18 protein-coding genes, 1 tRNA gene, 1 other RNA gene and 1 pseudogene are annotated in these 24,146 nt (G+C 70.1%); 8 read left to right on the plus strand and 13 right to left on the minus strand.

Annotated features, from left to right (window positions below):
• Together IF17_RS0105425 and ffs are read right to left on the minus strand one after the other, a co-directional pair.
• Positions 1 to 1,506 (minus strand): DNA polymerase III subunit gamma and tau (locus tag IF17_RS0105425; protein ID WP_030562710.1); only part of this gene is annotated, 1,506 nt, incomplete at its 3' end.
• A 126-nt stretch (positions 1,507 to 1,632) separates the two neighbouring features.
• Positions 1,633 to 1,729: signal recognition particle sRNA small type (gene ffs, locus IF17_RS1000000137330), an RNA gene on the minus strand.
• 143 nt (positions 1,730 to 1,872) lie between these two features.
• Here ffs and IF17_RS0105430 point away from each other — a divergent pair.
• Positions 1,873 to 1,960 (plus strand) — tRNA-Ser (locus tag IF17_RS0105430).
• A gap of 147 nt (positions 1,961 to 2,107) precedes the next feature.
• Here IF17_RS0105430 and IF17_RS01000000136160 read toward each other — a convergent pair.
• Positions 2,108 to 3,016: a competence protein CoiA family protein gene (locus tag IF17_RS01000000136160; protein WP_244890417.1), complete on the minus strand. Its 909-nt coding sequence runs from the start codon at positions 3,014 to 3,016 to the stop codon at positions 2,108 to 2,110.
• A 151-nt stretch (positions 3,017 to 3,167) separates the two neighbouring features.
• On the opposite strand from IF17_RS01000000136160, the gene IF17_RS0105440 reads away from it, so the two are divergent.
• Entirely contained in the window at positions 3,168 to 4,661 is a 1,494-nt protein-coding gene (locus tag IF17_RS0105440; protein WP_244890418.1) for a hypothetical protein, read from the plus strand.
• Between the two features lie 45 nt (positions 4,662 to 4,706).
• Here the strand turns inward: IF17_RS0105440 and IF17_RS0105445 are convergent, their stop codons facing one another.
• Positions 4,707 to 5,264: a hypothetical protein gene (locus IF17_RS0105445; protein WP_030562714.1), complete on the minus strand. Its 558-nt coding sequence runs from the start codon at positions 5,262 to 5,264 to the stop codon at positions 4,707 to 4,709.
• Between the two features lie 132 nt (positions 5,265 to 5,396).
• On the opposite strand from IF17_RS0105445, the gene IF17_RS0105450 reads away from it, so the two are divergent.
• Entirely contained in the window at positions 5,397 to 5,981 is a 585-nt protein-coding gene (locus IF17_RS0105450) for a TetR/AcrR family transcriptional regulator (protein WP_030562716.1), read from the plus strand.
• 6 nt (positions 5,982 to 5,987) lie between these two features.
• Here the strand turns inward: IF17_RS0105450 and IF17_RS0105455 are convergent, their stop codons facing one another.
• From IF17_RS0105455 to IF17_RS0105485, 7 genes are all read right to left on the minus strand, one after another.
• On the minus strand, positions 5,988 to 6,941 hold the full coding sequence (locus IF17_RS0105455; protein ID WP_051883900.1) for an FAD-dependent oxidoreductase: 954 nt from the start codon (positions 6,939 to 6,941) through the stop codon (positions 5,988 to 5,990).
• A gap of 396 nt (positions 6,942 to 7,337) precedes the next feature.
• Positions 7,338 to 7,625, minus strand: a complete 288-nt coding sequence (locus IF17_RS0105460) for a helix-turn-helix domain-containing protein (protein WP_030562720.1) — start codon at positions 7,623 to 7,625, stop codon at positions 7,338 to 7,340.
• On the minus strand, positions 7,622 to 8,335 hold the full coding sequence (locus IF17_RS0105465) for a hypothetical protein (RefSeq protein ID WP_237667129.1): 714 nt from the start codon (positions 8,333 to 8,335) through the stop codon (positions 7,622 to 7,624). The genes IF17_RS0105460 and IF17_RS0105465 overlap by 4 nt, the downstream gene beginning before the upstream one ends.
• A gap of 44 nt (positions 8,336 to 8,379) precedes the next feature.
• On the minus strand, positions 8,380 to 9,711 hold the full coding sequence (locus IF17_RS0105470) for a hypothetical protein (RefSeq protein WP_051883892.1): 1,332 nt from the start codon (positions 9,709 to 9,711) through the stop codon (positions 8,380 to 8,382).
• Complete coding sequence (locus tag IF17_RS0105475; protein ID WP_051883893.1) at positions 9,708 to 11,696, minus strand: hypothetical protein; 1,989 nt, start codon at positions 11,694 to 11,696, stop codon at positions 9,708 to 9,710. Before IF17_RS0105475 ends, IF17_RS0105470 begins: the two co-directional genes overlap by 4 nt.
• Positions 11,693 to 12,505: a toll/interleukin-1 receptor domain-containing protein gene (locus tag IF17_RS0105480; RefSeq protein ID WP_030562728.1), complete on the minus strand. Its 813-nt coding sequence runs from the start codon at positions 12,503 to 12,505 to the stop codon at positions 11,693 to 11,695. Before IF17_RS0105480 ends, IF17_RS0105475 begins: the two co-directional genes overlap by 4 nt.
• 156 nt (positions 12,506 to 12,661) lie before the next feature.
• The gene (locus tag IF17_RS0105485; RefSeq protein ID WP_030562730.1) at positions 12,662 to 13,885 is read right to left on the minus strand and encodes a helix-turn-helix domain-containing protein; all 1,224 of its coding nucleotides are present in this window, start codon (positions 13,883 to 13,885) and stop codon (positions 12,662 to 12,664) included.
• Between the two features lie 389 nt (positions 13,886 to 14,274).
• Here IF17_RS0105485 and IF17_RS0105490 point away from each other — a divergent pair, with 389 nt between their 5' ends.
• From IF17_RS0105490 to IF17_RS01000000136165, 4 genes and pseudogenes are all read left to right on the plus strand, one after another.
• Complete coding sequence (locus tag IF17_RS0105490; protein WP_244890420.1) at positions 14,275 to 14,706, plus strand: hypothetical protein; 432 nt, start codon at positions 14,275 to 14,277, stop codon at positions 14,704 to 14,706.
• 224 nt (positions 14,707 to 14,930) lie between these two features.
• On the plus strand, positions 14,931 to 18,536 hold the full coding sequence (locus IF17_RS0105495; protein WP_030562734.1) for a hypothetical protein: 3,606 nt from the start codon (positions 14,931 to 14,933) through the stop codon (positions 18,534 to 18,536).
• 339 nt (positions 18,537 to 18,875) lie between these two features.
• Positions 18,876 to 20,681 carry a lysyl oxidase family protein gene (locus IF17_RS0105500; RefSeq protein ID WP_030562736.1) on the plus strand — a complete coding sequence of 602 codons (1,806 nt, stop codon included), beginning with the start codon at positions 18,876 to 18,878 and terminating at the stop codon, positions 20,679 to 20,681.
• 448 nt (positions 20,682 to 21,129) lie between these two features.
• A pseudogene (locus tag IF17_RS01000000136165) lies at positions 21,130 to 21,840 on the plus strand (Crp/Fnr family transcriptional regulator).
• Positions 21,841 to 21,898: 58 nt separating this feature from the next.
• Here IF17_RS01000000136165 and IF17_RS1000000138880 read toward each other — a convergent pair.
• Positions 21,899 to 22,390, minus strand: coding sequence for a hypothetical protein (locus tag IF17_RS1000000138880; RefSeq protein ID WP_030562738.1), 492 nt, complete (start codon positions 22,388 to 22,390; stop codon positions 21,899 to 21,901).
• 179 nt (positions 22,391 to 22,569) lie between these two features.
• Between IF17_RS1000000138880 and IF17_RS1000000138885 the strand changes: the two genes are divergently transcribed.
• Positions 22,570 to 22,917 carry a hypothetical protein gene (locus tag IF17_RS1000000138885; RefSeq protein ID WP_157851124.1) on the plus strand — a complete coding sequence of 116 codons (348 nt, stop codon included), beginning with the start codon at positions 22,570 to 22,572 and terminating at the stop codon, positions 22,915 to 22,917.
• On the opposite strand, the gene IF17_RS0105520 is transcribed toward IF17_RS1000000138885, so the two are convergent.
• Positions 22,910 to 24,049, minus strand: coding sequence for a hypothetical protein (locus tag IF17_RS0105520; RefSeq protein ID WP_030562742.1), 1,140 nt, complete (start codon positions 24,047 to 24,049; stop codon positions 22,910 to 22,912). The two genes, IF17_RS1000000138885 and IF17_RS0105520, sit on opposite strands and share 8 nt — an antisense overlap.
• Positions 24,050 to 24,146 lie beyond the last annotated feature (97 nt).

Raw genomic sequence — 24,146 nt, forward strand, 5'->3', positions numbered from 1 at the left:
GGGCGGGGTGGCGGGGCCGCTGCCGGGGGCGGACGCGGCAGGGCAGCCGCCGGGGCGCCGGGCCTGCTCGCCCCCTGCGGCGGTGGGCCAGGAGCCGGGCCGCTGGGCGGGGGCCGGGGCTTCGGCGGGGGGCTGCGGGGCGGGCTCGGCGGCGGGCGGCGCGTAGGCGGCAGGCGCGGGGGCCGGCGCCTCACCTCGTACGGCGGCACGGGCGGCGTCCGGACCGGCGGGGGCGGCAGGTGCGGCCTGGGGCACGTGGGCCTGCGGGGCGTGGGCCTCGGGCCCGGGGACGTACCCCATGGGCACAGCGGCGGCGGGCGGCACCGCGAACGAGGCGGCAGCGGCAGACGCACCCCGCTCCAGCCGGTCGAGCCGGGCCTGCATCGACCGCTCGTCGTCGAAGGCGGCGGGAAGCAGGACCCGGGCGCAGATCAGCTCCACCTGGAGGCGCGGCGAGGTGGCGCCGCGCATCTCGGTGAGCCCGTCGTTGACCAGGTCGGCGGCGCGGCTGAGCTCGGCGGCACCGAAGACGGAGGCCTGGGCCTGCATACGCTCGACGACATCGGCGGGGGCGTCGATGAGCCCCTTCTCCCCCGCGTCCGGCACGGCGGCGAGGATCACCAGATCGCGCAGCCGCTCCAACAGGTCCGCCACAAACCGTCGCGGGTCGTTGCCGCCCTCGATGACCCGGTCCACGACCTCGAAGGCGGCGGCCCCGTCACCGGCGGCGAAGGCGTCGACGATCGAGTCGAGCAGCGAGCCGTCGGTGTATCCGAGGAGCGAGGTGGCCATGGCGTATGTCACACCGTCGTCACCCGCACCGGCGAGCAGCTGGTCCATGACGGACATGGAGTCACGCACGGACCCGGCGCCGGCCCGCACGACGAGCGGCAGGACACCGTCCTCGACAGGACTGTTCTCCCGCCCGCACACATCGGCCAGATAGCTGCGCAGGGTCCCCGGGGGAACGAGCCGGAACGGATAGTGGTGCGTACGCGACCGGATCGTCCCGATGACCTTCTCGGGCTCGGTGGTCGCGAAGATGAACTTGAGGTGCTCCGGCGGCTCCTCGACCACCTTCAGCAGGGCGTTGAACCCCGCCGGGGTGACCATGTGGGCCTCGTCGATGATGTAGATCTTGTAGCGACTGGAGGCGGGCCCGAAGAACGCCTTCTCGCGCAGATCACGGGCGTCGTCCACACCACCGTGCGAAGCGGCGTCGATCTCGATGACATCGATGGACCCCGGCCCGTTGCGCGCGAGGTCCTTGCACGACTGGCACTCCCCGCACGGGGTCGGCGTGGGCCCCTGCTCGCAGTTCAGACAGCGGGCGAGGATGCGCGCACTGGTCGTCTTTCCACAGCCACGCGGCCCGCTGAACAGGTACGCGTGATTGACCCGGTTGTTCCGCAGGGCCTGCTGGAGCGGGTCAGTGACATGCTCCTGACCGATGACCTCGGCGAACGACTCGGGGCGGTAGCGGCGGTACAGCGCAAGGGACGACACATCTACGAGGTTATCGGGGCGGACTGACAACCAACCCCACACGGCCCACGCGCAGGCTCCCGGCCCAGCTCAGCCACCGGAAGACGGCCCGGAACCCCGCACCTGGCCCAGTCCCGGCCCCGGAACGCAAAGGGCCCCCCACGCACCCGCCAGAGCCAACCTACCCTTGCTGCCTTCCGGCCCTGGGGGAGTTCAGTCAGATAGCGCCACGTGAGGGGCTGACGCCCACCTTAGCGGATCCCCACCCCGTCCGGTCCACCCGCCCGTCCACCCGACCGCCCCGGCGGACGACCTGCACGGCCCCTCCGGACGATCTTCGGCGAACGTGTTCGCGAGCACCCTCCAACGTCTTGTATTGTTTGCGGCGGAGGATTCGCCTAGTGGCCTAGGGCGCACGCTTGGAAAGCGTGTTGGGGGCAACCCCTCACGAGTTCGAATCTCGTATCCTCCGCCATTGCTCTCACCGGGCAATACGTTGTAGGGCCCCACCGCTTGCGGTGGGGCCCTACGGCGTTGGTGGTTGCCGTTGTCGCCTACCGCCCGTTGAGGGTGGCCCGGCAGGCGTTGCAGTACATGGCTGCGTGCGGCCCGTACCGGCGCATCATCTGGCGGCAGCCGGCGCACACAGCGCGCGATCGGCCGCCGACACCCACATGTGCCGTCCGGCGCGGCCGCTCCCCCGACTGGGCACGTAGACCGGAACGCTCTCCCCCGTAGCGCTCCGCAGGACCAGGTCCTCGATGAGGACCGGCTTTCTCTCCGGGAGGCACAGCGCCGGTACGAACCAGTCCGCATGGATCGCACCACAGTGGCCTGCCCCCTCGCTGACGAGGCAGTGGCGCTCGCTGCTCGGGACGCACCTCCAGACTTCGAGGTGCCGGTACCCGCCGCGGATCACCATCTCCCTGCCGCCGGCGATGTCCCTCCACGGCATGTCGTCCACGCGCGCCCACGGGGCCCGGTCGATCAGGGAAGCCGTCCGGTTCTTCGCCACCCAGAGCGGAGTGATGCCGTTCTCCACGGCGTTGACCGACCGCCGGTGCACGCTGCTGGGGCTGAGGTGGTGGTACTGGAACTCCCAGCCGACCCTCAGTCCGGCGGGGCCGGTGACGACGGCGTCCGAGACGCTCCGCCGGTTGGCGACGGGAACCTCGGCCTCGGCGTCCAGGCCGTACCGCCCTGCGGTCGCGACGACCCGCTCCTTGGTGGCCTTGTGCTGGGCGCTCTCCTCCGGAGTCGCCTTGTGCGTGATCGGCAGATGCGAGGCGACGAGCGGCCGCCGGCCGCCGACGCGCCCTCGGCGGATGAACATCCAGGGCGACTTCCCACCCGACTCCGACAGGCACTCGCGCTTGTCATGGTGCGCCAGGCATTCGAGCAGCTGTGGGTCGCGCTCGGAGACACTGGCGGTGATCTCCCGGAGGAGACCGGGACGGTACGGGTGCCCGAGGTCGGGCAGAGACAGATTGATCTCTATGCCATATCCGGTGTGCCACACCCCATTGGCCATCTCTCAACCGTAGGGATGGTGACGGACATTCAACAGAGCGCCGCCGAGCGCACGTTCCTCCATACGCTCCCGAAGGCATGGAAATTGTCAGAAAACCGCCCTGCCGACCCGGAGTTGCGTCACCATCCACCTATGAGCCAGGGACAGACGCATGGGTAAGCGCGAACGCCGCCGCAAGCGGGAACGGGGCAAGAACCCATCACCACGGCGACCGGTTACTCCGGAGCCGATCGTTCGCGAGTTTCCCTTGGACGCTCCCCGCCTCCGCGTCGTGATCAAGCACGATGCTCCGGAGGACGCCCAGAGAATCAGTGCCCTTTACTGGGAGATCAAGGACGACGGAACCTGGGCCCGGACCGTCGGCAGCATCGGCGTGGCCGGCGACATCAGCGCGGTGGCCGCAGCGCACTCGTACGCCACGCTCCTCAACTGCCCGTGCGCGAACTGCTCCGAACCGATCTCCGTCACCAATCGGTCCTGGGCCAACAAGGTCGGCGGGAAGAACCTCGACGCGGAGGCTCCCGCGTACCTCTGCGGAGAGTGCACGAAAATCCGGCAGCAGGAGGAGACCGAGCGGAAACAACGCGCCGCCGAACAGAAGCGCATCGAGCGGGAACATGAGCAGCAGCAGGCTGAAAGGCTCCAGCGTCTGGTAGCTCACGTCCTTGCGGACGAGGGGAGAAAGACCGAGCCGGCCGATCCCCTCCCGAAGGACAGCCCTCTGGCCCTTGCCCTCTACGTGGCGTTGATCAGCTATGCCACACGTAATCCCGGCAAGCCGCTTCCCAGTCTCACGAGTACCGGCCCCTTGGGTTGGACAGGTGATGCCGAGCAGGACAGAGAACTCCTGTCCGATCTCTACCACGCGAAACTGCTGGCCCTCGCGCCGGAAAGTCCGCCGCAGGCGTTCACTCTCTCTCAGGACGGCGACGGCATCGCCTTCTTCTCCACCGAAGTCGCGTGGCGGGTGGTCGGTGGCCTGACCGCCGCGCAGGAGCGCGTCACGAAGATCGAGGATGACCTCCGGACTCGGCCCGGTCCTGAGCCGGCTGAGGCGCGTGAGGCCTTCACCGCGCTGGTGGACCGGCTGGAGGTCCTCGACATCTCCGGCTACCTCGACAACCTGCTCACCAAGAAGTACGGCTATCCCGCGGTGCCCGAAGCGCGGCGCGAGGAGCTCGCCGACGTGATCCGGAAGGGCTTCGCTCACGGGTACACCTCCGGTCAGATGATCTGCTTCGCCTGGCGGGCTGCCGACTCCGCCGCGGCGTGGAAGGAGCGCAATCCCCGGATGGGGCCACCGGAGGCGGCGTCCGCCTCGGTGACCAGCCTCAACGGCAAGATCGACAAGGCGATCGAGCTGCACCATTCCATCCCCGAGTACGAGGCCCCGCGTTGGCACGCATCGCCCCTGGCGCTCGCCTGTTTCCGGCGGCTGCACGCCGACATCCGCCGGGTGTACGCCCGCGAAGTCATCGGTGCGTGCACCCAATGCGACCACCTGGGCCTCAAGGAGACCGTCCACCCCGAGACCGGCGCGGACACCGTGTGGCGCTGCACCCATCCCGTCGAGATCCCCGCCCAACCCCATGGAGAGGAAGAGCCGAGCGGCCGGGATGCCGCGTCCGACCCTGCCGGCGTCTGATCCCTGGGCTCCCTCGACGTCGGCGGACTCGGTCGTTGCGGGGTCTCACACCTCGCGGGTCCGCGCCAGACGAAGGGCGGAGACCAGGAAGAAGACGCCGCCGATGAAGGCGTAGCCGGCCAGGTTGGTCAGGGAGGCGTCGTCCGCGCCCGCCTGGGCGAAGAACGAGGCGCCGGCGAGGGTGGAGATCGCTCCGCTGGCGATCATCGCCCACTGGCCGCCGAGGTGGCGTCGGGCGGCGCCGACGAGGAGTTGGACGACTCCCGCGGTGATGGCCCAGACGCCCCAGACCCGCAGAACGGCGGGGATGCCGGACGTGGCGGCGACGGCGAGGCCGATGGTGGTGAGGGTGCTGAGCGCGATGTTCACGTACAGGCCGCGTACCGGTTGGGCGTTCGCCCGGGCGGAGCGGAGGTCGATGACCGCGCACGCCACGTCGAACAAGGGGTAGATCACCAGCAGCGTGGCGGTGAGCGCGCCCAGTGTGTCGGCGGTCGCGAACAGCAGGGCCGCCCACACCGCGGCGAATCCGAAGCGCAGGAAGTACAGCTTGCGCAGGGCAGTGGGGACGCCGGTGGGAGCGGTGGCGGTGAGAGTGTCCACGGAAGTTCCATCCAGGAGGAGAGAGGCGTCACGCTGGCGAGGGAGAACGTTCGGTCTCTTTGTATTGAAGGAGGCGCGGACCGGACCGTCAAGACCGAACGTTCTCCCTCATCGGTGCGGTAGCCTGACCGCATGAGTGAGGGCACGGGCGGAAGCAGCACGTCGGCGGCGCGGGCGCGGCTGCTGGACACGGCGACGCGCATCTTCTACGCGGAGGGCATCCACTCCGTAGGCGTCGACCGGATCATCGCGGAGGCGCAGGTCACCCGCGCCACGCTGTACCGGCACTTCACCGGCAAGGAAGAGCTCGTCCTCGCCTACCTCGACCAGGCCGACCAGGGGATCCGGGCGGGCATCGAGGCCGCGCGGGCGGGCGAGGAGTCGGCGGCCGACGCGGTCCGGGCGGTCGGCCGGTTCATCACCGGAGGCATTCAGAACCCCGGCTTCCGCGGCTGCGCCTTCCTCAACGCGGTGGCCGAATACCCCGACCCCGCCCACCCCATCCACCAGGCCGTCATGGCCCACCGCCAGTGGTTCCTGGACACCGTCACCGAGTTGCTGGCGCAAGTCGGCGACCAGCCCGCCGACGGAGCCGGCCGGCACCTCGTCATGCTCCGCGACGGCGCCATGGCCGCCGGCTGCCTCTCCGACCCGAAGCCGATCGCCGAGACCTTCCTCCTGGGCGTCGAGGGAATTCTGCGGGCGCGCGGCGCCTGAGCGGCTTCAGCCGGCGGCCACCTGCCAAGTCCCTAACAAGAGCTCCCGCGCCGCGTAGTAGGCGCGCAGCGCGGCCTCGCTGCCGGAGCCCATGGCCGTCATGATCCGCTGGAAGCGGGGCGAGCGCAGGTCGCCTGCCACCATGATGCGCGGGTGTTGGCCGGTGGGCGGGCAGTAGCCGTCGGTGCCCCGGACCAGGTCGCCCGTGGGGGCGGTGGGCGCGCTGCCGAGGCTGAGGTGGACGGTGTCCGCCGTGATCGTGTGCCGTCGGCCGTGCGGGGTGATTACGTCGGCCGTCACCGTGGTCCCGTCCGAAGGGTGCAGCGTCAGGTGCTCAACGGGCAGGAGCGTGACGCGGGGGTCGTCCCGGATCTCCTCGGTCTTGTACGCGTCGGTCTGCGGGTAGGCCACGAGCAGGCGGGTGGCGGTGGCCGGGTGGGCTCGCAGGAAGGTGCCGATCGGGCGGTCGCCGCCGAGGACGAGGAGCGTACGGCCTTCGGCGTCGTCCGGGCCGGCCTGCCAGAGCGGGGGCAGGGTGAGGTCCCTGGGGGCGGTGGTCCAGGGGACGTCGCCGGGCTGGAGGGGGCCGACTCCGGTGGCGACGACCGCGTACGGGGCCGTCAGGTGCCGACCTGTGTCGAGGGTGATGGCGACCTGGTCGTCGGCGACGCGGAGTTCGATGACGTGGCAGCCGAGTTCCAGGTGGCACAGCTCCGTGTTCGCCAGTTCCTCGGTGATGGCTTCGGCAAGCGCGGGGCCGCTGGTGTGGCCGCCGAGGACGTTGTTCAGGGCCGGGATGCGGTAGAGGTTGCGGCAGAGGGTGTCCGGCTCGATCAGGACCGAGCGCAGGCCCACGCTCGCGGCTGTACGCGCGGCGGCGCAGCCGGCCGGGCCACCGCCGATGACGATCAGGTCGGTGGCGTGGGCTTCACGTGATCCAGGTCCAGGGCGGGGCGACATGTCGGCCATGGTCGCCATTCCAGCACCGAGGCGGTCGACACCGGAGGTCAGGGCCAGGCGGGTGGACGACACACAGACGGTGATCACCGACAGATGGGACGGCGCACCCCGGCGCCCGCGTCAGACATCCCAACGTGATCGTGGTGTACGACGCCGTCGACCATGAGTGTCTGCCCTGCACCGTCACGGAGTACGGGCCGGCGGTCACCCTGGGCGGCGCCCTGCGGTCTCGGGGGCCATGGTCGCCGCCCCGAACGTCGGACCTCTGCCACGCGTCGCGTCGGGGCCCGGTGCCCGCCGGACACCGGCTGCCGACGCCCGCTGCCTGACTCTGCGAGCACGTGGAGAACGGGACCGGGAGTGGACATGCACCGTCCCGGCCCCGCCGCCCTCTGTTCAGTACCAGGCGTCGGCCCGGCCACGCGCGATCCGCGCACCCGCTTCGAAATCGTCGTAGTGCACGCGCACGTCCTGGATGCTGAGAGCCCGCATCAGGTCCGTCAGCCGCACGACGTACCGTCGCCCGACTTTCCTTAGCGGGCAGGGGAATTCCCCGCTCCTCGCCCGCTTGTACGCCGTGCTCAGACCCAGGCTCAACGCCTCCGCGGCCATGCGCATCCCCACTTCCGCCGGAAGTCCGAACACAGCGGAGAAGGCGACGGACTCATCACGATGGCGCTTCATCGGGCGGGCCCCCGCATCCCGAACAGGTCCAACTGCTCGCTCACCACGGGCTCGACGCCACGACTCGCTCGGCGTCGCCCACGTTGACGTATCTGGCGCACATGGGCCAGAAGGCCCAGTCGGTACGCCAGCGAACCGAGGCGTTCGCCCTGTGCCTGCTGGGCGAGAGTCCTGGACATCCTCTCGACGCGTACGACTTCATCGGCTGCGATAGCCAGCGGATCGGGCCCTACCGGCTCCTCCACCGTTCCCCACTCCCCCACCGGCATCTCCTCCGGACTACGGCGGCCTGTCCGCCACCCGGCGTCGAAAGCCGCATCGACCAGGTACTGCTCTGCGGCCGATGCGTCCACCCGGCCGAGGGTTCGCACACCCTCCAACGTTCCTTGCAGCAGGGCGGAACACACGTCGGCGTGCTCGGCCCCGGTGCGGCGGGAGAGCGAGTACGCCGCTCCTCTCAAGCGCGGCGCGAGCAGCCACACGGCGAGAAGCGTCCAACTCCGTCCGCTCTCCGCATCCTTCTCCAGGTCCCGCCGGATGTGGTCGGTGATGTGCCGCCAGTGAGCGATCCGGTCAGGGTGGTCCGGTTCTGCTCGGAGGGCCTGGTATCGCAGATCGTCCAGCGAGATGCCTGTTCCGGCACAGTGTGGCTCCGTTTGTGTGTCCGAACCGCCGCACAGCGGCCGGCCGTGGGCGTACCGCTCCTCCACGGACCTGCAGATGCGGGTGAAGACATCGGCGGACGGGCACGGACTCATCGCTCACCCCCGGGCCACTCCGGGCCGGTGTCGCCCCGCGCCCAGGCGCCGGGGTCGAACTGGCGGGTGGTGCCGTTCGCTTCGGAGGCCATGCCTTCCCGAGTCGTCTGCCGGCTCCCGGTGCTCGACGGTTCCGCCGCGTCGGTCGGGTGGCCGGCCGCGTCTCCGCCGTACGGAGGCGGCGGAGAGGAAGCGGGTCCGGGCGGCGGCGGATCCTCCGTGGCGGCCTCTTCGAAGGGGTCTGCAGGAGTTCGCCCACCCTCGTGGTCGGCCCGGCGCATATGTCTGCGAATGTTCTCCGCGGCCTCCGGCCGGCCCGCCGCGTCCGACATACGCGCGAGGCGGTCAAGGAACACCCTGGTCTCGTCCGACCCGTCGGTGAACCCCTCGCCGTCCAGCCAGGCCGCCAGGCTGTCGGTCGGCGGCTGCTCCTGCCCCGCCGCCGAACGGATCGGCCCATGGCCCGACGGGGCCTGCCCATCGCCCGGCTCCGGGTGGTCGAATCCGCTCATCGGCTCCCCTTCCACCGGCTTTCCACGGTCCCGGAACAGGTCCCGGTACTCCTCGGGAATCTCCTCGTCGTTGGCGGCGGCGGACAGGACCGTCAGAGGAGCGATCATGTCCACCGCGCGCTCGATCTCGTCGTCGTGGCGGGCCATCCACCAGACCACGGCGTTGCCGGGGCTCCGTAGAACGTCTTCCCCCAGGTACTCCCGGAGGTTGCGCTCGTGCTGCCGTCGGCTCTCCCAGCTGCCCATGGCCTTGCGGAGACCGTCCAGCTCTTCCAGATGCCGCTGGTCCCTCGGCCGCAGGACCAGCCGGACGTCCGTGGCGAAGGCCACCACCAGCCCCGAATCATCGAGAGAGGGTGTTCCCAGCAGTCCCTCCAGCGAACGCTCCAGGAACGTGCACCGGCCGGGATCCTCGGTCAGCGTCATGTTCTGCACTCGTTGCAGGACGGATGTGGCGGCCAGCGCGGCCGGGTTGCCGTGCGTCGAGAGAGCGAACCTTCCGGCCGGCCGCCACCAGACGACGGCGGAGAACAGGAAGGGGCAGTCGTCGACGGCGCTCTGGACGGGCACCACCACGATCGACGTCTCCTGGTAAGGGACTTCGGTCGGCGGCTCGGGGGTCGACTCGTCCAGGTCCTGAGCTGTCGGCCGGCTAGCCTCCGCACGCGACACCCGCATATCGATCAGCAGAGCAGCGGCGATGAGCGAGGCCAGGAGGAACCACAGCCAGAGCGGCCAGCCGAGCGCGGCTCCCACCGCCAGGACGGCGAGAACGAGTCCGGCGGAGAGAAGACGCGTGATGTGCTGGGTGTTCATGGCCCTTCCTCTGTCCCTCGTGCACCTGTAGCGGAGGAGAGGCCTCCGACTCCTTGTGCAAGGTCGATCTCCCGGCAGAACCGGTCGGCGGTCCGCACGCGGTCGTCACGCTGCGCCCGGAATTCCTCAGGCATGTCGACGGGCTCCGAATCGGCCCAGTCGCACGTCGCCACGTAGAGCTGGTTCAACAGATCCCTGTCTCCGTAGGCCGCGATCAGCAACGCGTTCAGGACCTCGTCCCCCACCTGCCGCAGCGTCAGAGCGGCGAGCCAGCGCTGGGCCGCCGGGGACCAGGCGCGCGCCGGTTTCCCCGCCATCACGGCCCGCCAGGCGAGGACGAACGCCTGCCAGGGCGGGTCGACGCGCCGTTCAGCGGGGTCGAGCAGCGCCAGCAGTACGTCCAGGCCGCCGTCCACCGGTCTCGCCCGCGGCAGGAGGCGGTGCACCAGCCGCCCGTACAGCCGGCGGTTGCCGCGCGCCAGCTCCAGGAGAGCGGAGCGGGCACCCTCCTTGATGTCCTCGGGGTTCTCCTGCCGCAGGGTGAGATGCCTGAGCCGGACCATGGCCTGCTCCGGATGGGTGACAGCCATCACCTGCCGGCACACGACCGTCAGCACCCGCGCGAGATCGGGCTCTATGCGCGCCGTGGTCACCCACTGGTAGACATGCGAACGGAACCGCGACCCGTATCGCTCGTGGCTGAGGCCCAACTCGAGCGCCGCTGCGGCCTCGGCCCGCAGCCGGCCCCCTGCCGAGGGCTGGGTCCACTTCTCTATGAGCAGGTGCAGATCATCGGGCCGATCGGTCCGCAGGGCCTGTTCCGCGAAGCGGCTGACCAGACGCGCACGGTCCTCCGCCCCGAGGCCGGGAAGCTCCATGCACTCCCCCACCCAGCTCCGGAAGTCCGCGCGGAGGTCGGGAAAGTTCTCCCAGAAGTGCCGTCTGACAGCGTCGTCGTAGGCGAGCCTGACGAACCGCACCCGCCCGTCGTCCTCCCGAACGAGGGACAGCTCCTCGAACTGTTCGCCCAGACCCGCCCGAGCCAGCCTGGGCGTTTCGTCCTGAGGGTGCCCCAGAACGCCCAGGAGGCTGTGCGCGGCGCTCAGCACCGTGTCCGCCGGTCCGCCACTCGTCATGCTCGCCGCGAGCAGCAGTGCGCGTTCCTCGGCATCCCGGTGCTGCCGCAGGTCTCCGGCCACCTGCTGCGACCAGTTGGTCGCGGCGGCCACGGCCTCCTCCCGCCAGTGCTCGAATTCCGTGCCTCGCCGGGCCCGGTCCCGGGCCTGGACCACCAGGCCCGCCAGACGGTCCAGCTCCCCCATCGGAGCGGTCTCGAACAGATGCGGCAGGTCGCCGTGGTCCAGCTGTTCGTACGCGAACCCCACACCCCGCACCCTCAGGTGCCGGCTGAAGACCGCCCGCCCGCTCGGCCGTTGGAGATGCACGGCCAAGGGGGCGAGTTCAGCGTCGAGCATCCATTCCAAGCCTGACGGAGATACGGCGACGAGCCGGGCACCGCTCTTCTCGACCAGCGCGCAGTAGGACATGAGCGTGCGCTGAGCGGCCGGATAGTCTCCGTCGCCGATGCTCGACAGGTCCAGCAGGTAGCGGTCATCGGGCGACGGGTCGAGAGGCTCCTCCTCCCTGACCGTCGGCAACTCCTCGATGCGGCTGCCCGGCACCGACGCCCCTATCAACAGCATGGTCGCCGCGGAGCGCCGGCCGATGCCGGGCGGGCCTTCCAGCAGCACCGCCGCACCGGGCTGCGCCAGCCGGTCGGCCGCCCGGGCGTATCCGCCGGGCCATACGAAGCACTTGGCGAGCCGACGCCGGTGCTCGCGTACGATCTCCAGCCGGTCGACCCCGGTCCTGACCAGGGGTTCTCGCGGGCCGACCGAGTAGTAGTAGATGTTGTTCTGGTCACCGCCACCGCTGTGCACCGGCCCCTGCGGGTCGCTGATCGACGTGCCACCCGTGCCGATCACCGTTCCTCGTCCAGAGGCCGTACGTTCCGGTCCGCCCGCTGCCGGACTTCCCCGTGGTTCTCGCCCACGTACTGCACAGGGCCTCCGTCGCCGGAGATACGCGGGCCCAGGTACTGCTCACGCGCCTGATACAGGTGTCCGCTCCCGGTGTGGACCGGGCCCTGGGGCTCACTGACGAAGGTTCCGGAGAAGTCTCCGTTGACATTGCCGATCCCTCCGTGCTGGCGATGCTTGATCACCCTTGCCTGCACCCGGGCGCTCTTGGCCCCGTCCGTCCCACCGTCCCGGTCGGCCGCCGACACCGCCGAACGTGGTCGGTAGCCGTTGCTGCGGGCGGCGGCTTCGAGCTCGGGCAACAGCTCCACGAGGTCGTCGGCCAGCCCCATCAGATCGGCGTCCGCATTGCGGTGGCTGAGCCGCCGGTACTGGCAGGAGGCCAGCGCCTCGATGTCCTCGGGAAGGTCCTGTGAGCGCAGCCTCTTGGCGCCGCCGACCAGCAGAGGGATGACCACGGCCCCCGTCTCGAGCGCTTCCCGGATCTCTCGCCGGGTCCAGTCGTCCTGGTCCTCCAAGGGGCTCGGGCCATCAGGGTCTCCCGGCTGCAGCCAGCGGGGCCCCATGACGGCCAGCAGCACGCTGCTGCGCCGAACCGCCGTGAGCAGCTCCTGGGGGAACCGGCTTCCCAGCCCGATGGACTTGCTCGCCCGGAAGACATTGTCATTGCCGAACACCCTGGAGAGCTCCCTGTCCACGAGTGTGGCGGTGGCTTCTTCGTCATTGGTTCGATAATTCACAAAGATCAAAGGCATGCGGAATCCCTTCTTGGTGATGACCCCATTGGAGGCGGGAAAAGCAAATGAATGCCGCCGGGCCGCCGAAAGCTCGAGCAGGTGGAAGAAGTCCCGGCAGAGCGAAAAGCGGCCTGCGCGCTATGCGGCCGAAACCGCCATGGCTGGAAACGACCGTCAGCGGCCAGTGCCGAGTACGTTGGCGAGTGCGGGACGGAGCCCGCGCACCGCCGGGTTTCCCCGGAACCGCAACCATTCACGGTCCAGCCGGCGCACGTCCGTACGGACGGTCGCCGAGGGAACGACGCTCATGAAGGCCAGCAGTTCGCGGGCCGTTTCACAGGACCTCTCGATCTCACCCGACGCGGCGAGCGCCAAGGCGTGCCGGAGGCCGTACCGTGCACGGGTGTTCAGTGCATGGGGTGCGATGCGTCGACACTCGCGTTCCAGCACTTCGGCGGCCCGACCGGGGCGGCCCAGGTCGTAGAGGCACCACCCCTCCACCATCGAGACCGGGTCCTTGAGCTGGGTGGTGCCGAGCACCGGTCCGGCCGATGGGCCCACATCGGCGGCGAGGAGATCACGCGCCCGGTCCAGCGCCCTTCCGCAGGCCTTTTCGTCGCCGGCGAGCGCATGGCCCTGGGCCTCGCGCTGGGCCGCCAGACCTCTGACCCTGGGGGGCGCGGCGCTGCGCTGGGCCTGGCGGGCGAGTGCGATCGTCCGGGTCGCGTTCCCGTTGTAGTAGGTGACGAGCGCACGGCGGACCAGCGCGTAGTCCACCAGGTCCGTGTCTCCACCGGCCCGTGCCAGCTCCACCGCCTCGGCCGTGGCGTGCAGCGCGGCGGTCTCGTCGCCGCTCTCCTGGGCCATCCATCCGATGTACTCGGTGAAACGGGATGCGGTGATGAGCAGACCGGCCCGGGAGGATCCGGTGGTCCGGGAGGCCAGCGCCGTGACGGTGGAGGCCTGTGAGCGTAGAACGGGCAGCATCGCGGCGGGCGCCAAGCTCTGGCCCAACAGCTTCATCTGATGCAGCTGTTCCTGGAAGAGGGCGCCCGGCGGTAGGTCCTGACCGCCGACATGAACGGCTCCGCCACCGTCCACGATACGGGCGGCGAGCAGGGAGCCCACTCCCGTGACGATCACCCGGCGCCGCGCAGGCCTCGGCTTGCTTCCGGCCTGCTGATCCTCCGCCGAGAACAGTCGACGCAACCGTCCCCCGGCATTGAAGTAGGCATCGCAGCACTGGGCCAGATTCATCGTGGGGGGATTTACTCCCCGCTCGATCTTGGAGAGGTGTCCTGTGCTGTAGGTCGTTACTTTCGCCAGCTGTTTCAGCGTCATTCCCGCCTCTTCGCGCAGCCGACGCAGCTCCGCACCGAAACGTAACGGGACGTCCATATTCCTACCTTTCCAACGCCCTGGACGACGGATTACTCCTCGGTCGCCTCCTGAAGAAGATTCTGGCACGGCCACGCGTTGTTCTGCCGGGTAAAGCGAAGTTTCATGTTTCCTCCTTCTGTTCGGGCGCGGGAAATCGTTGCGCAGCCCGCAGTTCCCTGGTGTGATCACGGCCCGGAGTCGGGCGGGCGACGTGCAGGGATGCCGGTGATGCCGATTCCGGAACCCAACCCGTTCGGCGATGCGAAACATTCGGTTCCGCATCACACGATTTCCGTGATTACCCCTGCCGACCGCACGAGCTGACTATCGTGTCGACGGGCCGAAGACCGAGTGGGAGGGGCCAGGTGTTACCGGAAGCACTGAGCAGGATCGCGGCAGAGGCCGGTGTGGCCGTGGTGGAGACGGCCGGAACCGATCACTGGGCGCTCTTCGGGGAGCAGGTGGCCTCCTGGCTCGCCCGGGACGGGCAGGCCGCGCAGGCAGACCTCGCCCGCCTGGCCGAGACCGAGGCCGCGCTGCGGGCGGCCGTCGATGCCTCGTCCCGAACGATCGCCGCCCGCCATGCGATGGCCTGGCAAGGCCGTTTCACCGCCGTGCTGGAACAGTTGACCGCCGAGGAACGCCATCCTGCGGCCGCACACCTGCAGCGTCTCGTGCGCGACCACTCCGCCGGCGGTGCCCCGGCTGCCCCGGCTCCCGGCGTCATCGCCGGCGAGAACGTGCGGCTTCAGGCCGACCACGGCTCGCTCACGGTGGGCCTGGTGAATGGAGACGTCAACTTCAACTCCCCTTTCCAGCCGGATCCGGCCCAGGGCTGACCGGACCGGGTGATTCAGGCCCACCCCCAACAGAACGCATCGCGCGGGAGGCGGCCGACGCCGCCCGCGAGGCCGTCCTGGCCGCCCGGCAGCGCTTCCTGCGGCGCGGCAGACGCGTCCGGCCTCCGTTCGGCCTGGCCGCACGGTCCCACGCACAGGAGTTGCTCGACCGGCTGACAGCAGGGGACGGGCCTACCACCCTCGTCTGTGAGGGCCCCGCGGGAATGGGTAAGTCCGCCGTCGTCGAGGAGGTCATCGGCCTCGCGGCCGACCGGGGATGGCCGGTCCTGCCCTTTCGGATGGACGAGGTGGAGGCGGACGACCGGACCGCACTGGCAGTGGGCTTACGGCTGCGTCTTCCCAGCTCCCCCGCCGAGCTGATCGCCCAGGTGGCGGACGGCGGTCCCGCCCTGCTGGTCGTGGACCAGCTCGACGCGGTGAGCAGCTACAGCGGTCGCATCCCTGAAGTCTTCGAAGCCGTCGACGAGATGCTGGAAGCGCTGGCCACCTCGCCGAACGTCAAGGTCGTGCTGGTGGCGCGGACGGTCGATGTCGAAAAGGACCCTCGGCTCACGAGTCTGGTCGACCAGGAGGACACGGTCGAGCGGTTCGCGCTGGGACTCCTGGAAGACCGAGCCGTTCGCGCAGTCCTCGAACACGGCGGCACGCCTGCGGAGAGGCTGGGCGCGGAGACTTTGGCCCTGCTGCGGACCCCCCTGCATCTCGCCGTCTTCAGCAGACTGACGAAGACAGCACGGACGACGGCCTACCGGAGCCTGCAAGACCTCTACGACCGGTACACGGACGAGAAGCGACGTGAGGCGGAGCGATCGCTCCCCCGTGAGGCCTGGCCGGCCATCACCCAGCAGCTGGTCGAGGAGATGAGCCGACGCGAGACCGTCACCGTTCCTTACGCGCTCCTGGACCGGTTCGCCAGAACCGACCTGGCCGTGCTCTCCTCGGCCGGAATCCTTCTCCACGCGGAGAACGGCCGTATCGGGTTCTTCCACGAGACGTACTTCGACTATCTCTTCGCCCGCTCCTTCGTCCTGGCCGGCCACGACCTCCATGACTTCCTCGCGGCGAGCGGACAGGCCCTGTTCCGCCGGGCACAGACCCGCCAGATCCTGGAGCATCTGCGGGACACGGACCGCACCGCCTTCAGAGACACGACGGTCCGCCTGCTCACCTCGGACCTGGTCCGGCCGCACCTGCGGTTCGTGGTCCTGGCCGTACTCGAACACCTCGACGCCACCAGCGAGGACTGGGCCTCGTTGGAACCGCACGCGTGGGGCGAGGACGTGACCGCGGACAGCCTCCGCCGTCTGCTGGCCCTGCCGTCCTGGTTCGAGGCGGCCGACACCGGGAGCTGGGAGAAGTGGCTCGCCGCACCCGAGGTCGTACCGCTGGTCCTCCCCCACCTGGAGTGGAGCACCCAGCACCATCCGGCCCGGGTGACGGAGCTCCTCGAACGGTATCGGGACGCCGACGGCCCATGGCGGCAGCGGCTCATCTCCTGGGTCCAGTCGCGGCCCTCGGTGCACGCCTTGATGCTGATCCTCGCGCTCATCGGCCGGGGTGACTTCGATGTCGCGCCCGACGGGTCCTCCGACGTCGGGGCGGACTTCTGGCGCCTCTTCGAAGAACTCGCGGACAAGGACGCGGTCGCGGCACTTCAGGTGCTGGGAGCCTTCCTCACCCGCGCTTTGCGGCAGGCCGCCGCCGCGGAGCACGGCGACCCCTTCGCCTCCGGCCATCTGCCTACTCGCGCAGGGACCAGCCTCGGCACGCTCGTCACCGAGGCGGCCGAGGCAGCCCCTTCGGCAGCGCTCGAACACGTCCTGCCGTTCGTCGTCGCCGTGGCGAGGGCCAGCCACACGGCACTCGCGGACGTGTCACTGCTGCGCCCCCGGTGGGCGCTTCCTCCTTCCGAGTTGCAGCCCGACCTCGATGAAGCCCTTTACGGGGCAGTTCACAAGAGCCTGCGGACCATGGCGCAGCAGGACCCCTCCTCCATCGCCAAGGCCATGGGAATCCTGACCACCGCGGGTGCGGGGCGCGCCATCAACTTCCTGATCTGCCGGACCTACACGGTCTGGAACCGCCCGGACGAAGCGCTCGCCTGGCTGATGAGCGACCCTGAGCATGCGCGTATCGGCTGGATGGACAGCGCGTGCTGGGGTTCTCGTGAACTCATCGCCGCGGCGACGCAGAGGTGCGAGGACGCCACTCTGGAGCGGCTCGTCCACCTGCTGCTCCACCTCGTCCCCAGGTGGGAGCGGATCCCCGAGAACCGTGAACTGTTCGGGCGGACGCAGTACGTGCTCCTCGACGCGGTCGACGAGGAGCGCCGCACCACCGCCGTGGAAAGGCGCATCGGCGAGTTGGAACGAAAGTTCGGGCAGCATCCTCCGGTGGGGCCCCGGAATTCAGCGGCCCACCTCGTGGGTCCTCCGGTGCCCCGCTCCGCGGGTGAGCACATGACGGATGAGCAGTGGCTGCGCGCACTGAGGAAGTACGACACGGAACAGACCAACTGGGACGGTGACGTCCCGACGGGTGGGGCCCGCGAACTGGCCTCCTTGCTGGGCTCCATGGCCGAGCAACAGCCAGAGCGGTTCGTCCGGCTGGCACTTACCTTCGATGAGACGGTTCCGGCTCCGGCCTTCGACGCCGTGATCAATGGGGTCGCGGGAAAGACGGATGCCGACAGCCTGCTCGAGCTCTGCGTTCACGCCCGCCACCTGGTGGGGACAAGCGTAGGCAGAACCGTCTGCCGAGCGATCGAAACCGCTGCCTCGGGAGTCGTGGGGCACCCCGACCCCATCGACCTGATGGTCAGCTGTGCCGACGACCCGGACCCCCACTTCGAAGCGGCGCGAACCGGGGCGGTTCCCGGGCAGGAGTCCTACGGTGGCGACCTCCTGACGGCGGGGATCAACTCCACGCGAGGAGAGGCCGCGCTCGCCGTCGGCGCCCTGCTCCGGGCCGCGGATACCGCACCCCAAGGGCTCCTCCCGCTGCTCGGCAGACTCGCCGTGGACCCGGTCATGCCGGTCCGCGTCTGCGCTGCGGAGGCCGTGGTCGCCCTGCTGCGTCATGCCCCGGAGACCGCCCTCGACCTGGCGGAAGACCTCTTCACCGACGCACCCGTCGATATCCACGAAGCCTTTACCACCCACAGACTGCTCACCTGGGTCCTGATCCGCGACACCCGGCGCTTCGCGCCGGAACTGCTCCGGGCGCTCGACGGACCGGAGATAGCCGCCCGGCACGCCGGAGCGACCTGGTCCGTACTCAGCATGCAGGGACGGCTGATTCCCGGCCTGCCGGCCGACCCCGCCGAGTTCGGGACGGCGGCACGCCAGGGAGCCGCCGAGGCGGCTGCCGGGGATCCCACGTACGGCGCATCGTTGCTCCAGGGGATGTTCCACGACGGCGATGCGGAGGTACGCGCAGCGGCAGCCGGCTCAATGACCGACGTGGCGTCGCTGCCGCCCGGCGCCGCGGACGACCTCATCGGCGCATTCCTGAGCAGCCCCGCTCTTCCGGAGCACCCTGAGACGCTGGCCCGTGCCCTGGCCGGCTCGGCGTCGCGGCTGCCTTCCCGGGCGATCGAGGCGTGCCAGGCACTGGCATCCGTTTCCGAACGGAGCAGCAGGGAAGAGCGACGCGGCTACGCCCTGATCCAGCGTCATCTGATCGAGGCGGTGCTCCGCCTGTACCGCCAAGGTGACGCCCAGGTACGCGCACAGTGCCTCGACATCATCGATGCTCTCTACCGCACCGGCGCCCACGGACTGACCGACGCGCTTTCGGGAGAGCGCTGAACCTGCACGTTGCCACGTCGTCTCGCAGCGGCACCGTGTCCGCAGAAGGATCGACCACCGCCGGACGAAAGGCCCCATCGACCCGTCCCGGGCCCGTGGCTTGAACGCGCACTGCCTCCGCGTCGGCGAAACCGCTGCTCAGCAGCTTCGCCACCCTCGCCGAGTCCAGCGCCCTGGATGAGATTTCCGGCCACCCTTGGTCCGTTCGGTGGACCCCAGACAACCCCAGACACCCCACACCCCCTCTCACAGGCCGGACACAGCGTCGCCACAGGTGAGTTGGGGCCGTGCTGTTCGTCCGCGTCCCGTCACGCACCCGGAAAGCCGGAAGTACGAGGAATGATGACCAGATCCCAGCAGGGCCGCACCAACCGCCTCGCCCGCCCCTCGATCGCCGTCGCCGCGGCCGTCGCCGTGACGGCGGGGGTCGTCGCCGCCGCGCCTGACGCGAAGACGGCGGCGGTGGCAGGGCCGAAGCTCAGCCTGATCGCCGCCTCCAAGTCGGTGACGCTCGACTCGTGGAAGGAGGAGCCCGGGGTCTATCTCGATCTCGGGACCTACCTCACCTCCGAGAAGGGCGCCTTCGAGTTCAAGGTGACCAGGAAGTCCTACAAGGATCCGGTCGTCGCCTCGCAGATCATCCGGAACGGGAAGAAGACCACCACCAAGGTGCTTCCCGCGGGGCTGGTGAAGGACTTCTCCGGGCTGCCGGACTTCATGGAGGTCAGCGTCGTCGACGCGGCGGGGAAGTCGGTGCTGAAGAAGACCGAGAGCTTCTGCCCCAACAACGCCTCCGGGCGGGTGCGGCCCGACGCTCCCGCCAACTCGAAGTTTCCGCAGAGCTGTCCGGCCAACCCCTTCACCCTCGGCTCCGTGTGGGGCGTGGAGAACGGGTGGGCCGCCAACACCTATGCCGGTTACTACTCCGCGCCGGTCCAGCTGGCCGCCGGCACGTACACCGCCAAGATCTCCGTGACCAAGAAGTACCGCGACCTCTTCGGGATCGCGAACAAGCCGCAGAGCGTCAAGGTCACCGTGCGCGAGCGTAGTTGGGAACAGCCGGAAGGTGGTTCCGGTGGCGCTGCCGCCAAGGTCGCCTCCAGCTCCCCGCACGCCGGTCATGCCGGGCACCAGGCCGCCGCCGACCCGGCCCCCTCCGGGCACGCCGGCCACGGCGCCCCCGCCCGCACCGACGCCCCCGCCGCCGCGACGACCGGCGCCGGGGCCACGTTCAACGTCGGTCACGGGCCCTACCCGCCGGCGCCGCCCGCCCTTCCCTGGGCGCTCAAGAAGCAGGCCGCCGAGAAGCAGGCCGGGAAGGACGCCTTCGGGGCGCAGGGGTTCTCCGCCGCTCGCGTCAGTGACCGGGCCGGGCAGACCGACGGGTCGCGCCAGGCGCCCGGCGCGCAGCCCAACGCCAAGCGGCCGACCGGCAAGGCGGCCGTGCCCAACGTGCCCAAGCCCGACCTGCGCTCGCTGCCGGCGTACGGCATCACCGTCAGCGACGGGTACGAGGACGTGCCCGGCAAGGACTACCTCGCCTTCAGCGCCAACGTGTGGAACGCGGGCCCGGCCAAGCTCGTCGTGGACGGTTTCCGCTCCCCGGGCAAGGAGCTGATGGACGCCTACCAGTACTTCTACGACGCCAAGGGCAAGCAGGTCGGCTACACCCCCACCGGCACCATGGAGTGGGACCCGCGCCCGGGCCACGAGCACTGGCACTTCACGGACTTCGCCAGCTACCGGCTGCTGAAGGCCGACAAGAAGGAAACCGTGCGCAGCGGCAAGGAGGCCTTCTGCCTCGCCAACACCGACGCCGTCGACTACACGGTCAAGAACGCCAACTGGCACCCCAGCAACACGGATCTGTCCACCGCGTGCGGCCAGGAGAACTCGATCTCCGTCCGTGAGGTTCTCGACGTCGGCTCCGGTGACACCTACACCCAGGACCTGCCCGGCCAGTCCTTCGACATCACGAACCTGCCGAACGGCACGTACTACATCCAGGTCCTCGCCAATCCGGAGAACCGCCTCAAGGAGACCAACCACAAGAACAACAGCGCGCTGCGCAAGGTCGTCCTCGGCGGCAAGAAGGGCGCTCGTACGGTGAAGGTCCCCGCCCATCACCTGGTGAACGCCAACTGACCCCTTCTCTGTGTCTGTTCGTGCCGTCGGCCCCGGGAGCTTCTCCCGGGGCCGGTCGCATGTGCGGCGGCACATACGCCTCACCTGCTCCTCCCCTGTCGGCCGCCTCTGCCGGGGGCCAAACCTGACTTCTCGCCAAGTCGACCGGTACCCGTAACTTCCGGGCCAGGGCTCCGCACACCGCCCTCGCCGCCCCTTCCCGGTGCGATCTCCCCGGTCAGCGCGGTGGAGGAAGGTTTGTCCGGAACCCGTGGGTGGTGAACGTTTTTCCGGGCTGCCGAATGGTCGGAGCGTGTCGCCGGGCGGCCGCACCATCGCTCACCTGGCCCTGCATCAGTTACCTGTGCGTAGTGCATATGTGGCGCAATTCACTCCACCCGAAAGAGGGCTCTGGGAGCATCTACGCCAACGAGATCGGGCCGTACAGACCGCCGCGGGGTGAGTGGCCATGGGGGTGCTCGGCGATGAGCTGGCCTTCGGGCGGGCTCTGACCGCGCCGGAGTACGAGAACGTCATGGCTCTGGGGCGGCGCAAGGAGTTCCCGGCCGATGCTTCGCTCCTGACCGAAGGCGACCGGACCAGCCATGTCGTGATCGTGCTACGGGGCTGGGTGACCGTCTCCTGTGCCACCGACCGGGGCGCCACCCGGCTCATACTCGGGCTGCGGGTACCCGGCGAACTCCTGTGAGCGATGGCCGCGTTGGACAACCACCCGCGCAGCGCCACCGTACGGGCGCTGGGGCCCACGGAGGCGGCCGTCATCGGCGGTGACGCCTTCCGTCGGTTTCTCGCCACCCACCCCCGGGTCAGCGGACTGGTGATCCGGCAGCTGACCTTCCGGCTGCGCAGCGCCGACCAGGAGCGCTCCGCCCTCGCCTCGCTGACCGTCCTGCAACGGCTGGCCAGCCGGCTCACCAAGCTCTCCCGGGTCGAGGCCTCGGGCCCCTACACACCCAGCGCGCCGGGCCCCGCGCACGCCGGCACCGTCGTCCACCTGGCCCAGGACGAGCTGGCCGCCACCGTCGGCGCCACCCGCGAGGCGGTCGCCAAGGCGCTGCGGCTGCTGCGCACCCAGAAGGTGGTGCGCACCGGTACGCGGATGGTGGAGATCCTCGACCCCGCGCTGCTCGCCCTCCTCGCGGAGGGGCACCGGGAGTAAACCCCCGCTCTGCCGTGTGTAAACGGCTACAGACGGCCTCCGTCCCGGGCCGGAAGCTTTACGGGGACGGCAAGCGGAGAAGAGCGGGGGGGGTGGGGTGGAGCACGACGCGTTGGATGCCGGTGAGGCGCGCTACGAGCTGGTGATCAGCGTGGACGCCAGGGGTTCCGGGCAGTACAGCGACGACGAGAAGCCGCTGATGCGCCGGCAGATCTACGAGGTCCTGGAGACCGCGTTCGCGCAGGCCGGGGTCGGCCGGAACGCCGTCCACCTGGAAGACCGCGGGGACGGCGTGCTGATATCCGTTCCCGGGCGGTTCGCGGTCGCGCGGCTGCTCGGCCTGTGGATGACGGAGCTCCACGAGAAGCTGCACCTGGACAACCGCCGCGAGCGCCGGCCGCTCGGGCTCCGGGTGGCCATGCATGTGGGCCCCGACTTCCGCACCAGGCAGCAACTCCAGCACCTCCTCACCGAGTTGCTGCACCACCAGCGCGCCGACACCGTAGGTGCCACGCGCCTGGCCGCCCGCCTCCAGGACCTCCCGGACCACCCCCTGCTGACCCTCCTGGGCGCCGAGGACCTGCCCTGGGCCTCCTCCTCACCGAGCTGGGCCACTCCGGCCGCCTGCGCACCCGCGACGACGAGACCGCGCACGCGCTCTGCACCGAAGTGCTGCGGAACAACCTCTACGTCAGACAGAACCGCCGGCACGCGTCGGACAGCCCGTCGGTGGCGGAGATGCGCGAACGGGCGGGCGACCTCTTCTCCTGGGCGGTCGCCCCGCTCGTACGGGACCCCCGCCACACCCTCGACCTGGGCGAACTGCTCAACCTCATGGTCCTGGAAGGCCGCACGACCGGCCAGGACCAGCTGCGCCGGATCCTGGTCTCACCACCGGGCGGCCGGGCCCCGGATCTGCCTCCGCAGCTCTGGCAGCAGGTGGTGAAGGGCCTGCTCACCCCCACACCTGCCCCGGCCCCGTCCTCGCCCCCTCCACCGTCCCCTCCGCCGCCTCCGCCACCGCTCCCCGCCGTGACCGCCGCGGTCATCACCCTCACGGCGATCGTGATCAACTGACCCCCACCGCCCGCCGATCCGTGATCCGCCCCGTCACGTCCGCGTCCAGGTGGGCCGTCCCCTCCGTGCCGCTCACCGTGACGCGAACTCTCGGCCCCACCCCGGCGCCGCCGCCCGGGGTGACGTCGATGCGCCAGCTCTCGGCATCGCGGACGCCCAGGGTGGCGCGGGCCTCACGGACCAGGCCGGGGAGGAGTTCGTACGGGAGGGACGGGAGGTGGACCGTCTCGGCGAGCGGGCGGGCGGAGTCGCCGCGCACGGCCATGCGGTGGTCCTCGATGCGGAGGGAGGTGACGTACGCGCTGTCCACCCGGGCCTCCAGCTCCATCGCGGTCACCCGCATCCGCCCGAAGGTGAGCAGGGAGGAGGAGGGCCCGGAGACGGTGGTGGAGGTGGAGAACGTACGGGAGGCGGACGAGGAGGAGGGCTCCTTCGGCGCGCTCCCGCCGGCGTCCCCGGACGTGAACAGCTCCCCCCGGAAGGACAGCACCACCAGCGCCGCCCCCGCCAGCAACCCGACCAGCACCAGCAGGCACCACGCCCCCGCGCCCCCGTCCGGATCCCTCACCAGGGTGGACTCGGGCGCGGAGTCGATCTCCGCCTCCTCGGCCCGGCGGCTCCACTCGGGGGTCGGCCGGGTGACGATCAGTACGTCCCAGGGCTTCTCCGGGTGGTACTCCACGACCGCGATCCCGCGTGGCCGGTAGGCGGGGATGTCGACCAGGTTGACGGACTGGCTGATCTTCACGCGGTAGGCAGGCCGCTCGTCCTCCGGTTCCGGTGCCACGGTCAGCCGGAACGTCACCGGCACGTCGGCCGTTTCGCCGCCCGTGGCCCGCAGGTCCTCGATCCGGGCCAGGGCGGTCCGGCGGGCCGGTGGCGCGTCGCGCCCCGCGCCCCGCCGCCCACCGAGAAAGGCGAGCAGGACCAGGAGAGCCAGGACCCCGCCCCCAGTCGCGAGAACGGGCACGTCCTTCAGGATCACGCCGACGACGAGGGCAGCGAGAGCCGCGCCGATCACCGCCGAGACGGCCGCCAGGCGATGGGCGGCCAGGACCCGCCCGACACCCGAACGCCTTTGTTCCACAGGCCCGTTGACTTCACTCACACGCCGCTGCCCCGTCGTCCCCATGACGGCGATTGTGCCGGTCGTGGGGACAACAGGGCAGGGGACGGAAGAAGAACGGGAAGAACGGGAAGAACGGAAGGAACAGGCAGGACGGGTAGAA

The sequence above is a fragment of the Streptomyces cyaneofuscatus genome, assembly GCF_000718135.1.
Taxonomy (GTDB): domain Bacteria; phylum Actinomycetota; class Actinomycetes; order Streptomycetales; family Streptomycetaceae; genus Streptomyces; species Streptomyces cyaneofuscatus.

Coding starts and splice junctions, on each gene's coding strand:
- IF17_RS01000000136160 (WP_244890417.1), bottom strand. CDS start 3,016: ATGGCCAATGGGGTGTGGCACACCGGATATGGCATAGAGATCAATCTG.
- IF17_RS0105440 (WP_244890418.1), top strand. CDS start 3,168: ATGGGTAAGCGCGAACGCCGCCGCAAGCGGGAACGGGGCAAGAACCCA.
- IF17_RS0105450 (WP_030562716.1), top strand. CDS start 5,397: ATGAGTGAGGGCACGGGCGGAAGCAGCACGTCGGCGGCGCGGGCGCGG.
- IF17_RS0105455 (WP_051883900.1), bottom strand. CDS start 6,941: ATGTCGCCCCGCCCTGGACCTGGATCACGTGAAGCCCACGCCACCGAC.
- IF17_RS0105460 (WP_030562720.1), bottom strand. CDS start 7,625: ATGAAGCGCCATCGTGATGAGTCCGTCGCCTTCTCCGCTGTGTTCGGA.
- IF17_RS0105470 (WP_051883892.1), bottom strand. CDS start 9,711: ATGAACACCCAGCACATCACGCGTCTTCTCTCCGCCGGACTCGTTCTC.
- IF17_RS0105480 (WP_030562728.1), bottom strand. CDS start 12,505: ATGCCTTTGATCTTTGTGAATTATCGAACCAATGACGAAGAAGCCACC.
- IF17_RS0105485 (WP_030562730.1), bottom strand. CDS start 13,885: ATGGACGTCCCGTTACGTTTCGGTGCGGAGCTGCGTCGGCTGCGCGAA.
- IF17_RS0105495 (WP_030562734.1), top strand. CDS start 14,931: ATGGGTAAGTCCGCCGTCGTCGAGGAGGTCATCGGCCTCGCGGCCGAC.
- IF17_RS0105500 (WP_030562736.1), top strand. CDS start 18,876: ATGATGACCAGATCCCAGCAGGGCCGCACCAACCGCCTCGCCCGCCCC.
- IF17_RS0105520 (WP_030562742.1), bottom strand. CDS start 24,049: ATGGGGACGACGGGGCAGCGGCGTGTGAGTGAAGTCAACGGGCCTGTG.